At 63.8% G+C, this 12,844-nt stretch carries 11 protein-coding genes; 9 read left to right on the top strand and 2 right to left on the bottom strand.

Translation table 11 applies throughout. The features are described from left to right. Positions 1 to 41 precede the first annotated feature (41 nt). The 5 genes from tcuA to TMS3_RS08710 are packed head-to-tail and all read left to right on the top strand — an operon-like array spanning position 42 to position 5,571. Positions 42 to 1,547 (top strand): FAD-dependent tricarballylate dehydrogenase TcuA, encoded by a 1,506-nt coding sequence (tcuA, locus tag TMS3_RS08690; protein WP_025164879.1) that lies wholly within the window; start codon positions 42 to 44, stop codon positions 1,545 to 1,547. 28 nt (positions 1,548 to 1,575) lie between these two features. Further along, on the top strand, positions 1,576 to 2,394 hold the full coding sequence (locus TMS3_RS08695; protein WP_029866235.1) for an aspartate/glutamate racemase family protein: 819 nt from the start codon (positions 1,576 to 1,578) through the stop codon (positions 2,392 to 2,394). A gap of 12 nt (positions 2,395 to 2,406) precedes the next feature. After that, positions 2,407 to 3,780 carry an FAD-dependent oxidoreductase gene (locus tag TMS3_RS08700; protein ID WP_025164881.1) on the top strand — a complete coding sequence of 458 codons (1,374 nt, stop codon included), beginning with the start codon at positions 2,407 to 2,409 and terminating at the stop codon, positions 3,778 to 3,780. 16 nt (positions 3,781 to 3,796) lie between these two features. Then, positions 3,797 to 4,594, top strand: a complete 798-nt coding sequence (locus TMS3_RS08705; protein WP_025164882.1) for an electron transfer flavoprotein subunit beta/FixA family protein — start codon at positions 3,797 to 3,799, stop codon at positions 4,592 to 4,594. Further along, positions 4,591 to 5,571 carry an electron transfer flavoprotein subunit alpha/FixB family protein gene (locus TMS3_RS08710; protein ID WP_025164883.1) on the top strand — a complete coding sequence of 327 codons (981 nt, stop codon included), beginning with the start codon at positions 4,591 to 4,593 and terminating at the stop codon, positions 5,569 to 5,571. Before TMS3_RS08705 ends, TMS3_RS08710 begins: the two co-directional genes overlap by 4 nt. A 67-nt stretch (positions 5,572 to 5,638) precedes the next feature. Here TMS3_RS08710 and TMS3_RS08715 read toward each other — a convergent pair whose 3' ends face one another. Further along, on the bottom strand, positions 5,639 to 6,592 hold the full coding sequence (locus TMS3_RS08715) for a LysR family transcriptional regulator (protein ID WP_235576630.1): 954 nt from the start codon (positions 6,590 to 6,592) through the stop codon (positions 5,639 to 5,641). An 89-nt stretch (positions 6,593 to 6,681) separates the two neighbouring features. On the opposite strand from TMS3_RS08715, the gene TMS3_RS08720 reads away from it, so the two are divergent. The 4 genes from TMS3_RS08720 to TMS3_RS08735 all read left to right on the top strand — a co-directional run bounded on the left by TMS3_RS08720 (position 6,682) and on the right by TMS3_RS08735 (position 10,926). After that, complete coding sequence (locus TMS3_RS08720; protein WP_025164885.1) at positions 6,682 to 8,133, top strand: FAD-dependent oxidoreductase; 1,452 nt, start codon at positions 6,682 to 6,684, stop codon at positions 8,131 to 8,133. A 1-nt stretch (position 8,134) separates the two neighbouring features. Next, entirely contained in the window at positions 8,135 to 8,866 is a 732-nt protein-coding gene (locus TMS3_RS08725; RefSeq protein ID WP_025164886.1) for an SDR family NAD(P)-dependent oxidoreductase, read from the top strand. 22 nt (positions 8,867 to 8,888) lie between these two features. Continuing rightward, positions 8,889 to 9,464: a cysteine hydrolase family protein gene (locus TMS3_RS08730; protein WP_025164887.1), complete on the top strand. Its 576-nt coding sequence runs from the start codon at positions 8,889 to 8,891 to the stop codon at positions 9,462 to 9,464. Positions 9,465 to 9,570: 106 nt separating this feature from the next. Beyond that, entirely contained in the window at positions 9,571 to 10,926 is a 1,356-nt protein-coding gene (locus TMS3_RS08735) for an MFS transporter (RefSeq protein WP_025164888.1), read from the top strand. A gap of 8 nt (positions 10,927 to 10,934) precedes the next feature. On the opposite strand, the gene TMS3_RS08740 is transcribed toward TMS3_RS08735, so the two are convergent. Continuing rightward, the gene (locus TMS3_RS08740) at positions 10,935 to 12,776 is read right to left on the bottom strand and encodes a sigma-54-dependent Fis family transcriptional regulator (RefSeq protein WP_025164889.1); all 1,842 of its coding nucleotides are present in this window, start codon (positions 12,774 to 12,776) and stop codon (positions 10,935 to 10,937) included. Positions 12,777 to 12,844: the final 68 nt, after the last annotated feature.

Consider the following 12,844-nt stretch of genomic DNA (forward strand, 5'->3'; position numbering starts at 1 on the left):
CCTGCTCTGCAGTAGGCATAACGGATTATAAGGGGCGAGTTATGCAAACTTTTGATGTCATCGTGCTCGGTGGTGGTAATGCCGGACTCTGCGCAGCGCTGTCTGCCCAAGAGCGCGGCGCGCGAGTGGCTCTCTTGGAACGCGCCCCGGAAGAACTGAAAGGCGGCAATTCGGCGCATACCGGCGGGGCGTTCCGCGTCGCCTATGAAGGCACCGATGACTTGCGCCGGCTGATGCCTGATCTGCTCGACAGCGAGATCGAGAGCAGTGATTTCGGCAGCTACAGCGGTGAGGAATTTTTCGCCGAGCTGGCTTCGCAAAGCCAGTACCGCGCCGACCCGGAAGTGCTCGACACCGTGGTGAGCGAGAGCCTCGACACCCTGCACTGGATGACGGGCAAGGGCGTGCGATTCATGCCGATCTATGGACGTCAGGCGTTCAAGGTCGATGGCAAGTTCAAGTTCTGGGGTGGCTTGACCATCGAGGTGTCCGGCGGTGGGTTGGGCCTGGTGGACTCGCTTACCCGCCGCGCGCTGAAGGACGGCGTGGAGATTTTCTATGCCACCCGCGGCCGCCAGTTGAGCCGTGGCCTGGATGGGCTGTGGCGGGTGGAGGCGGCGAACGGCGAGGCGTTCAGCGCGCCAGCGGTGATCATCGCCACCGGCGGCTTCCACGCCAACCTGCGCTGGCGCACGCAGTTTCTCGGCCCCGGCTGGGATCTGGCCAAGGTGCGCGGCTCGCGCTTCAACACCGGCGACGGCATCGAGATGGCCCTGGATGCCGGGGCCGCTGCCCATGGCAACTGGTCCGGATGTCATGCGGTGTTCTACGACCTGAATGCTCCGGCGATGGGCGATCTAAACCTGCTCAACATGCAGAAGAATTACTTCCATCTCGGCGTGGTGGTCAATGCCGAGGGACAGCGCTTCTTCGACGAAGGCCTGGATTTTCGCAATTACACCTATTCCGGCATGGGCGAGAAAGTCCTGCGCCAGCCGGGCGGCGTGGCCTGGCAGATCTTCGACCAGCACAGCGAGCACCTGCTGCCCGACGAATACCGCGTGCGCCAGGCCACCCGGATCGTCGCCAACAGCCTGGAAGAATTGGCCGGAAAGCTCGAGGGCATCAACGCCAACGCCCTGCTGAACACACTGGAGCAGTTCAACCGCGCCGTGCGCGAGGACGTGCCGTTCAACCCGGCGGAGCGTGACGGGCGCTCGACCCATGGCCTGAGCATCCCCAAGTCGAACTGGGCCAACCCACTGAGCAAGCCGCCCTTCGTCGCCTATGCGGTGACCTGCGGTATCACCTTCACCTTCGGCGGCCTACAGGTGGACAGCCAGGCGCGGGTGATCGACGAGAACGGCCTGGCTATCGAGGGCCTGTACGCCGCTGGCGAACTCGTCGGCAACCTTTACTACGTCAAGTACGCCGGTGGTGCCGGGCTGACCTCCGGTTCAGTGCTCGGGCGTATTGCCGGTGCCCAGGCCGCGGCGCAGCCAGTTCCCGATATGGCCCTTTCCACTTCTCCGAGCAGTCGTTACTGACAGCCATCCCGCCTGACAAGGATCGATCATGAGCATTCGCATCTGGCATCAAAGCTTCACCGTTCTCAGCGACCTGGGCGCCTACGACGCGGCCCTGCGCGCGCACTTCAAGAAAGTCGCGCGCGCGGACACCGTGATCGACATGCATGGCATGCAGCCCGGCACCTACCGCAGCAATTATCCAGGCGATGATATCAAGCACGCGGCCATCCAGTACCTGCATGGCCTGCAGTTCATGGCCAACGGCATCAACGCCGAAAGCCAGGGTTATGACGCCTATGCCATCAGCACCTTGCCGGAGCCGGCGCTGCGCGATATTCGCAGTCTGCTGAGCATACCGGTGGTCGGCTATGGCGAGTCGGCGATGCTCACCGCCTGCATGCTCGGGCGCAAGTTCGGCGTGCTGGTGTTTATCGACGAGCTGGCCGAACTGGTCAGCGACAACGCCGTGCGCCACGGACTCGGCCAGCGCCTGGCCGGGGTTCGCCACGTCGGCTTCCGCTTCGCCGACGTGCTGGCCGCGTTCTCCGACCCGACCGCGCTGATCGAGCGCTTTCGCACCGCCGCCCGCGCACTGATTGCCGATGGTGCTGAAGTGATCATCCCCGGCGAGGCCCCCCTTAACGTGTTGCTGGCCAGCCATGGCATCAGCGAGGTGGATGGCGTACCGGTGCTCGACTCCCTGGGTGCCTGGATCAAGCAGGCCGAGGCGATGGTCGACCTGCAACGCGCCAATGGTACCCACACCTGCAATAGCGGTTATTTCTCGGCCCGCCCGGACCCGGCGCGGGTGCGCGAGATTTTTGAATTCTATGGGTTGGCCGAGCGTTTTCTCGAGCCGCGCTGAGGAGTACAGAACATGAGCAATACCCTGCAAACCCAACTGTTGGTAATCGGTGGTGGCCTGGCCGGTTTCGCGGCGGCGCTGAGCGCCGCCGAGGCCGGGGTGAACGTGTTGCTGCTGGAGAAGACCGCGGCAGCCGGCGGATCCTCGGCGATGAGTGGCGGCTGCCTGGCGTTTGCCGGCACCGATCTGCAGCACCAGCGTGGTATCGAGGATTCCGCCGAGTTGCTGTTTCGCGATCTGGTCGAGGTGGGCAAGGGTGAGTGCGACGAAGCCATCGTCCGCGCCTACAGCGACCACCAGCTAGCCACCTACGAATGGCTCAAGGCCCATGGGGTGAGCTTCCAGCCGGTGATCGAGGCCGCCTCCGGGCAGTCGGTGCCGCGTGTGCACAACGTCGACCCGGCGGACATGGTGCGTCAGTTGCAACAGGCCGCGCTCAACACCGGTAAGGTCGAGGTGCTGTACAACAGCCGTGCCCTTCGCCTGCTGCGCGATGCGGCCGGGCGGGTGGTGGGGGTCAGTGCCGAGCAGGCCGGGCAGGCCCTTGAGGTACACGCAGCGCGCGGCGTCATCCTCGCCTGCGGCGGCTTCGTGCATGACCGCGAGCTGATCCATCGCTTCGCTCCGCAGTATGACCAGGCGGTATTCATTGGTGGCGCAGGCAACGAGGGCGACGGCCTGCGCATGGCCTGGGCAGTTGGCGCCGATGTGCGCGACATGGTGCATATCAAGGGCACCTACGGCAAACACCCGATGGATGAGAACAATCACCACGCCTGCCTGGCTGTGTACAAGGGGGCGATCGCGGTCAACCAGGAAGGCCGCCGCTACGTCGATGAGTCGCTGTCCTACAAGCTGCTCGGCGACGCCTGCATGCAGCAGTCCTACGGCGTGACTTACCAGATCCTCGACCGCGACATCATGCACAGTGGCGATAACCGCGTGCGCATCCTCGACTTCGAGCGGCGCCTGGAGGAGGGGTTGTTCGTCCAGGCGGACAGCCTGGAGCAACTGGCCAAGCTGCTGGAACTGCCGGAGGCGCAATTCCTCGCTGAAGTCGCCGCCTACAACGAGGCGGTCAGTAAGGGCGAGACCCCGGCCTTCGGCCGTCGCCACTTGGTCCACCTGCATGGCCAGTTGCGTACCATCAGCAGCCCGCCGTTCTACGCCTACCCGTCTACCGCGGCGGTATTCGGCACCTATTGCGGGGTGAAAATTGATGCACAGATGCGCGTGTATGACGTCTTCGGTGCGCCCATCGAAGGCCTGCTGGCGGCCGGCGAAATGGTCGGCGGCCTGCACGGCGCGGCCTACATGACCGGCTCGGCATTGGGCAAGGCGGCGATCTTCGGGCGCCTGGCCGCTGCCAACGCAGTGAACGGCTGAGGTCGGGGGAGTACAAATGAACATTCTGGTATTGCTTGCCGGGGTAGCCGACAACCGCTACCCGCTGCATGAGATCCGCATCGGCGGCGATGGCCTGATCGCCGAGGCCGGACAATCGCGTCGGGTGCTCAGCCCCTTCGACGAGGGCGCGCTGGAGCTGGCGCTGAAGCTGCGCGATGCACGTGAGGAGTGCCGCATCGAGGTGCTGGTGCTCGGTGGCTGCAACAATGACAACCTGTTGCGCAGTGTGGCGGCGTACAAGCCTGAGCGTGTGCGCCTGCTCGATCTGCAGCCGTGCTGTCCCTGGGATGCACGCCTGAGCGCGGCACAGATTGCCGGTCTGGTCGAGGGGGAGGCGTTGCCGGTCGATTTGCTGTTGATCGGCCGTGAGTTCGGTGATCTCGATGAAGGCAGTCTGCCGGTGCTGTTGGCTGCGCGCCTGGGTCTGCCGCTGTTCTCCCTGGCGCAATTCGCCGAGTGGCAGGGCGAGACAGTGCGCCTGCTGCGTGAGCGCGGGATTCGCCAGCAGTGGCACCGCGTCGCCGGCCCGTTACTGGTCACGGTGACCAACGACAAGCGCAACAAGCTGCGCCACCCGTTGATGAAGAACGTGATGCTGGCCAAGAAAATGACGTTTGACACGGCCGTTGCGGCCTCTGCACAGGGCAGTGCCCTGCACCTGGCCGAGTTGGCTGCGGCGCGTGAAGTGCAGCGTGGCGGCGCGTGTCGGCTGCTCGACGGTGATGTGACAGCACAGGCCCGCGCGCTCGCCACTTTGCTGCGCGGGCAGCTCAATCAGGAGATTGTGCCATGAGCGACAAATGCCAGATTCTCAGCCTGATTCCGCTTGCCTGGGGCGCGGATGCTCTCGACATGGCGCTGGGCGCCGCACAGTCCTTGGCGCGCAGCTGCGGTGTGGATTACCAGGTTGTGCTCCTGGGCGCGAGCGAGTCCGCTCCTGCGGTTGCGCGTGCTGCCGCCGCCGAAGCCGGCGCGGTGTTCCTGGCCGAGCATGCCGGGCTGAGCGATGCGGACGACCTGCCGGCGCTGGCCCTGGTGGCGGCGGCTGCCGTGGGCCAACTGGCTGCGGAGCCGGGCGTGCAGCGCCTGATTCTGCTGCCGCCGGGCGCCGATGGCGAAGAGCTGGCGGCACGCTTGGCCGTTGAGCTGGACGCCTGTGCACTGGGCCGTTGCAGTGCCTTGAGCTGGAGTGCCGAGGGCCTGGTCGTGGAACGTGCCACCTGGGGTGGGCGCTTGCGTTTGGTGATGGGCATGCAGGGCGATCTGGCGGTGGCCTGCCTGCGGACCAGCAAACCCCAGCTAACAGTGCCGTCGACCCCGCATGAGGTGCGGCGGCTGCCGGTGCAATTGCCACTGCCGGCCGCCCTCGCGCTGGAGGAAAGCATCAGTGGCCAACGCCTGCCGCCGGTGGAGAGTGCGCGCATCGTGGTGTCGGGCGGGCGCGGGCTCAACGAGCAGGGTTTTGCCCTGCTGGAAGACCTGGCGGAACGCCTCGACGGCAGCCTCGGCGGCAGCCTGCCGGCGGTGGACGCCGGGCTGGTGCCGGTGGTGCGGCAGGTGGGCGTTTCCGGCAAGTTCGTCAGTCCGGATATTTACTTGGCGGTGGGGATTTCCGGCACACCCCAGCACTTGGCCGGGATCAGCCCGGATAGTCGCATCTTCGCCATCAACAAGGATGCCTCGGCCGATATCTTCAACGTGGCTCAGGTCGGTGTGGTGGGCGAGTGGGAACAACTGCTGCCGGCGCTGCTCAAGGCGCTTGAGCAGTAAGGCCACTGTCACGCTAGCCCTGGCAGCAGGAGTCACCCAGCTCCTGCAGGCTTGGTCGGTCGCTGTTTCAGGTACGCCCGTGTTGCAGTTCGACTTGCACATTCACCGGCGGACGTCGCTGTGTATCCAGGCTGGCCATTAAAAACTCGATAAAGCTGCGGGTGCGCGGTGCGACGAAGCGCGACTTCGGTGTCACCGTGAAAAAGGTCCGCCCGAACGTTTCCCAGTCGGGGAATAGCTCGACCAGTTTGCCCTGCGCGATCAGGCGGTTGACGAACACATCCAGCACATAGATGAAGCCCTGGTCGGCCAGGGCCGCGTCAATCAGGGCGTCGGTGCTGTTGAAGTTCAGCTTGCCTGCCGGTTGCAGCTCATGCTGCTCGCCGGCCTTCTGAAACTGCCAGGCTGTAGCGGTGAAACTGCTCTGGCGAAACAGTCCCAGGCAGCGTGCCGGGTCAAGCTCAGCCGGGTGTTGCGGCTGGCCGAGTTGCTCGAGCAGGGCGGGGGTGGTGCAGGCGATGTAGTGCGCCTGGTAGAGCGGGCGGGCGACCAGGTCGGCATCGCTGACCGAGTCAATGCAGATGGCCATGTCGGTGCCGCTTTCAATCAGCCCTTCCGGGTGGTCAGTCAGGCGCAGGGCCACCTGCAGCTCTGGGTGCTGGCTGCAGAACTCGGCGAGCAGCGGGGCGATCACGTCCTTGCCGAAGGCCGCTGGCGACTCGATACGCAGTTGCCCCTGGATGCTGCCGGTCTGTTCGGTGATTTCACTTTCAGCTTGTTCAACTTGGCGCAGCAGCTCGGTGCAGTGACGGAAGTAGCGCGCACCGGCATCGGTGAGGCGAAGGGTGCGGGTGTTGCGGCTCAGCAGACTGACGCCCAGATAAGACTCCAGATTGCGCACACTGGCGGTCACGGTGGCATTGGCGATGTCGAGTGATTCGGCTGCGCGGTTGAAACTTTGGCACTCGACGACGCGGGTGAACACCTGCATGGCCCATAACTTATCGATCCGGCTCTTCATCTTTTTCTAATGCCCTATTAGTCCAGCGTGCCTCGAACCCGCGCAAGCGACTTTCTATCGTAGCAACTACTTGAGGGAGGGAACAAAAAATGTCTGAGCTGAACTTCGACCTGGTGGTAGTCGGCTGCGGTGCCGCAGGGTTGTCTACTGCAGTTTCTGCCGCGGAAAACGGCCTGCGTGTGGCGGTATTGGAACGTTCACGAGCGGAGGAGCGGGGCGGACAAACCCGTTGGACCGAAGCCTACCTGCGGATGAAAAGTCATGAAGAAGTCACCGACGACTTCGATACCTTTCTGGCGGAAAACTCGGGCTGCTACCAAGATCCGGACTTCGTCGCTGAAAGCCTGATGGAGCGCAGCGCCTGGTCGGTTCAGGCGCGCAGCCTGCCGTTTATCGATACCAGCGTGATCGGCAGCTTTACCGATGCCGTGCCGGGCACCATTGCCTGGTTGAAAGATCAGGGCGTGCGCTTTGATTTTTTGCCGACCCAGTTTTTGACCAGTACTCAGCCGCGCCTGCTTCCCGTAGGCGGTGGCGAGGCCATCGTCGAGTGCCTGGCCAGTCGCGCCGAAGCGCTGGGGGCCAAGTTCTTCTACGAGACCAGCGCACGTTCGCTGATCCTCGACAACTGCAACCAGGTCAGCGGTCTGCGCGCCTACTCACCGGCGCAGGGTGAACTGTGCTTCAGCGGCGCGGTGATGCTGGCCTGCGGCGGCTTCCAGGGCAACATGGAAATGCTCACTCGGTATATCGGCCCGCGCGCCTCCCTCATGCGCCCGGTGTGCAAGGGCGGCTACTTCAATCGCGGCGAGGGCATCCAGATGGCGCTGAATATAGGCGCGGCGGCCGCTGGCGAGTATGGCAACTATCACGCCGAGCCCGTTGATCCGCGTTCGGGGATTTCCGAACCGTCGATCTTCATCTTTCCTTACGGCGTGCTGGTCAACAAGGAAGGCCAGCGCTTCACCGATGAAGCGCCCGGCACCGTGGATGCCTGGTACGAGCGGGTGACGCGCAAGATCCTCGCGCAAACTGACGGCATTGCCTGGGTGATCCTCGATCAGAAGGTCAAGAATATCCCCAACTACACCCTGGGTATCCGTACCGACCAGTCGGCGATTCAGGCCGCCAGCCTGGCCGAACTGGCAGCCAAACTGGAGCTGCCGGTGGCGGCTGTGGCGCAGAGTGTGGCGCAGTACAACGCCGCTTGTCGGCCTGGCGACTACCGCCCGCTGCAACTCGACGGCTTGGCCACCGAGGGGTTGCAACCGCCGAAGAGCAACTGGGCGCTACCGCTGGATCAGGGGCCGTATCTGGCGTATCCGATTATCTCGGCCAACGTCTTCACCTTTGGCGGCTTGAAGATCGACGAACAGGGCCGGGTGATCAATATCGACGGCCAGCCGATCCGCAATCTGTACGCCGCCGGTGAAACTGCAGGCACCTATTTCGGCAACTACTGTGGCGGCACTTCGGTGCTGCGCGGCCTGGTCTTCGGTCGCTTGGCCGGGCGCACCGCCGCCGGCCTGCAGGGAGCCTGAGATGAACGTAGCAGTGGTTACCGGTGCCTCTGGGGCAATCGGCAGTGCAGTCTGTAGGCAGTTGTTGGCGGCGGGTTACCGGGTGGCCGGGCTTGACCTGGCCGAACCCGAGGTGCTGCGCAAGGGCGTGAGTTTCTATTCCTGCGATGTGGCCTCGCGGATTGCCGTGCGCAGTGTGGTTGAGGACATTGAAGAGCACTTGGGGCCCATCACGGCCTTGGTCAACGTAGCGGGGATCGTCTCGCGCGGCAGCGCGTTGGAGCTGACCATCTCCGAGTACGAGCGGGTCATGCGCGTCAACGTACAGGGCACGCTGGTGCCCTGTCAGGTGATCGGCCAGTTGATGGCCGAACGCCGCCAGGGAGCGATCGTCAACCTCGGTTCGGTGGTCGGCAAGAACGGCGGCAACGCCCGACCCTGGCTCGACCCGGCGGAACAGGACAGCGCCGGCAATATTGCCTACGGCATGTCCAAGGCGGCGGTGCACAGCATGACCCAGTTCCTCGCCAAGGAGCTGGCTGCGCGGGGCGTGCGGGTCAATGCCGTGGCACCGGGGCCGATTGCCACCAGCATGACCAGCAGCTTTCCAGACAACTTGCGCGCGCTGATTCCGCTCGGCCGGATGGGGCGTGCCGAGGACGTCGCCGCGGCGGTGCATTTTCTTCTTTCCGAACAGGCCGGCTTTATCTCCGGCGAGATTCTCGACATCAACGGCGCACTCTGGTGCGACTGATTCAACCCATAGGAAAACAGTGATGAAAAGTATTTATCTGGTTTTGGACATGCAGAACGACCTGGTGCATGCGGACGGCGCCAGCGGCAAGGGACCGCTGGGCGAGCAAGTGCGTGAGCGCGATATCATCGCCCGGACTGCCCAGGCCATCAGCAAGGCCCGTGCCGCCGGCATTCCGGTGGCCTTTGTGCGTGTCGCCTTCTCCGACGACCACCGTGAAGCCAACCTGAACTCCCAGGTGTTCGGTCCGATCGCCAAGAACGGCATCCTCAAGATGAATGCCTGGGGCGGCCAGGTGCATGAAACGCTGGCTCCGCAGGATGGCGAATGGGACATCGTCAAGCACCGTGTTTCGCCGTTCTACCAGACCCGCCTGGAACTGCTGCTCAAGCGCGAAGGCATCCAGCGTATCTACTGCAGCGGCGTGAGCACCCAGGCGGTGGTTCAGGCCACTGTGCGCGATGCCCATGACCGTGATTTCGATGTGGTGTTGCTGGAGGACTGCTGTGCTTCGCCGTCCGCCCAGGAGCATGCAAACTCCGTGGCCAGCATCGGCCGCTTCTGCTCCGTGGCCAACGTCGAGTCGGCCTTTGCCTGAGTCTGCGCCCTGCTGATGGCCGCATGATGTGCAGCCCGACCCGGTTCCACTCGGTCGGGTTTTTTTTTATGACGATTACGACAATTATGTCGTTTGAGGAGGCAGGGTGAGTCGCGCCAACAGCCGCATGACCACCGCAGCGCTGGTCATTGGCGCCTTTGCGGTGGTCATGTCCGCGACCACCATCAACGTGGCGATTACCCCGATGATGCGCGACTTCGCCATCAGCCATTACCTCGCCCAGCAATTCTCCTCGGTATTTCTGGGCATGACGGTGGTCTGCGCACCGCTGGCAGCCTGGGTTGCCGATCGCTTCGGGGCCTGGCGGGTGTTTCGCTACCTGCTCCTGCTGTATGTGCTGGTTTCGGTCCTGGCGGGCTTTTCTGACAGCCTGGCCAGCATGCTGATTGCCCGTGCCCTGCAGGGTGTGTGTGGCGGAATAATCCAGCCGCTGTCACTGTTTTTGATTTTGGAGTCGGCGCTGCCCGGCAAGCAGGGGCGCACGATGTCCATGTTTGGTTTGGGCGTGGTGATGGCCCCGGCCCTTGGCCCAACCTTGGCCGGCTTTGTGGTTGAGCTGGTGGGCTGGCGCTACACCTTCTGGCTCGGCGTGCCGCCGGCGCTGATCGCACTGGGCCTGGCAGCCTGGGCGCGGCCTGTTGATCAGGCGCGGCGCGCTGGCCAGGGGCGCTTGGATTTTCCTGGGCTGATATTGCTCGCCGGCCTGGTCACCATGGTCTTTGCCTGGCCACTGCTGCTGGCCTATTCGGCCTGGTTGGCCGCGGTGCTGGTGGTAGCCTGGTTGCTGCTGTTGGTGCTGTTCTGGCGCCAGCAAGAGCGCAGCGTGGAATCACTGATTACGCCAACGCTGTTTCGCTATCCGCAGTTTCTCAGTGGCATCCTGGTCACCGTGGCTTATGGCGCCGGAATGTATGGCTCAATGTTCTTGGTGCCGTTGCTGTTGCAGGATGGCCTCGGCGAGTCGGCAGTGGTCACCGGTAACCTGATGCTGCTGGGCGGCCTGGCGCTGGCGCTGAGTATCCAGTTGGCCGGTCAGTTGGTCGACCGCTTTTCGCCGCGGCTGGTGGTGATGATCGGGCTTGCCTGCTTCGCGCTGTCCTGTCTGTTGCTGGCGTTGCCGGTCAGCATGGAGCTGATTGCCCTCGGCATTGTGCTCGGCCGGATTGGCCTGGGCATGATTATTCCCAGTTTGTACACGGCAATGGTGCGTGCCGTGCCGAACGAGTTGCTGCGCCGCGGCACCGTTGTCACCACCTTGTTGCGCCAGGCGGGGGGGGCACTCGGTATCACCTTGATCGGGGTGCTGCTGTCCGGCCTGAGTGCGCTCAGTCTGCCAGGCGGGAGCGTATGGCCAGCCGCTAGCGCGCCGTATTCAGTGATTTTCGCGCTGCTCGGCCTGCTATTTCTGTGGGCTTTGTGGGTCTCGCGCCGCCTGGCTTGAGACAGGTTTCAGTCCGTTTGTTCGCCGGCGATCTTCTTCAGGCGGTAATCCAGTTGGGCGCGGCTCAGGCCGAGCAGTACGGCGGCCTTGGACACGTTGCCCTCGCTCATCCGCATGGCTTCCTCGATATACACCTCCTCGATGCCGGGCAACTTGACCGGGCCGCGCTGCAGGGTGCGTCTGGCAAGCTGCAGCAGCTGATCATGGCTGGAACTTTCCTGCTGGCCCGCCCCCACGCCGATTTGCTCGCCGCCGGATAGACGGATGCCAATACCCGGTGCCTGATCCCAGCTGACGGTGCCTACCTGGTGCGTACCCTCGGCCTCTTCGATGCCGGAAAGGTGGCGGATGTCGATGGCCTCGTCGTCGTCGGCGAGAATCACCGCGCGTTCGATGACGTTCTCGAACTCACGGATATTGCCCGGCCAGCGATAGTCGAGGATGCGTTGTAGCGCGCGTGGGGTGATACCGGGGATCCGCCGCTCGTGCAGGCGCGAGAGTTTGTTGATGCAGCTTTCCAGCAGCAGCGGCAGGTCGTCCTTGCGTTCACGCAGCGGTGCGATGGTGACCGGGAATACATTCAGGCGATAGAACAGGTCGCTGCGAAAACTCCCGTGCTTCACCGCTTCGGCGAGGTTTTCGTTGGTCGCGGCAATCACCCGCACGTCGACCTTGACGGTCTTGTTGCTACCCAGACGCTCCAGCTCGCCACTTTGCAAGACACGCAGCAATTTGCCTTGCGCGGTCATGCTCAGGGTGCCGATCTCGTCGAGGAAGATGGTGCCGCCATCGGCAATTTCGAAGCGCCCCGGGCGCGCTTCGGTGGCCCCCGAGTAGGCGCCGCGCTGAACGCCGAAGAGTTCCGATTCGATCAACTGCTCGGGAATGGCCGCGCAGTTGATCTCGATAAACGGCTTGTGCGCGCGGCGGCTGTTGGCGTGCACTTCATGGGCGAACATGGTCTTGCCGACGCCGCTTTCACCGAGCAACAGCACGCTGGCATGGGTGCTGGCGACCCGCTGGATCTTGTGCAACGCCGAGATATAAGCGGCCGAGCTGCCGACCGGGCGGTCCAGCGCGGTCGGGTCAGTGACGAACGCCAGGCCGAACGGTGCCTTGCTCTGCTTGGCCTGGGCATCGTCCTTTTGTTCCTGTGGCGGTTGGCGCATGAGGCGGTCGCTGGCGCGCGGCTGGAAGTACTTGAGGTCGTCTTCCGGGTCATCCCAGCCTTCGATCGGCCGTGCCACGGCGCGGCAGACCTCGTCGCCGGCTCCGCGGCACTGGGTTTCCCGAACCAGAATGCGCTTGCCCATCAGGCGCGTGAGGAAGCCGGAGCTGTAACCCACCTCCATCCAGCAGATGGGGTCTTGGCTGGGGCTCCTGAGCGCCAGATGCTGGTCGCATTCCAGTGAGTGGGTCCAGGTGAACTCGCCGTACAGGTAGCCTTTGTTCTGGTCGGCCTCGAGGCGGATCGGTTCAACCTGCACCATGCCGCTCAACGCATGCAGCTGCGCACCGGCGGCGAGAATTTCCAGCTCCGTGCCATTGATTCGGGTCTTGATTGCCAGGTCGGCATCGCGACTGCCCGATAGGTAGCCAATACGCGTCATCAGGCCACGGGTGAAGTCGCTGCCCATGGTCTCCAGCAACTCTTCGCGCAGTGCGCCGAAAGCCTCGGCATGCAGCAACAGCATGCGCTTGTCGCCGAGCCAGATGGAGCCTTCGTCGGGGCGGAAATGCAGGTGTTCGGCCAGGTCATGCATGTCTGGAAAGCGCAGGTCGGTAATGATGTCCTTGAGCACGCTCTGGTTGAGAGTCTTGGTGGAGTCATTGCCTGCTGGTGCGGTCATCGGAGTTCCCAACTGTTGCTGTTATCGGTGGCATTGAGGCGGCGCATGCTCCCTGTGACACTCGTCCG

Source organism: Pseudomonas taeanensis MS-3 (assembly GCF_000498575.2).
Taxonomy (GTDB): Bacteria; Pseudomonadota; Gammaproteobacteria; order Pseudomonadales; family Pseudomonadaceae; genus Aquipseudomonas; species Aquipseudomonas taeanensis.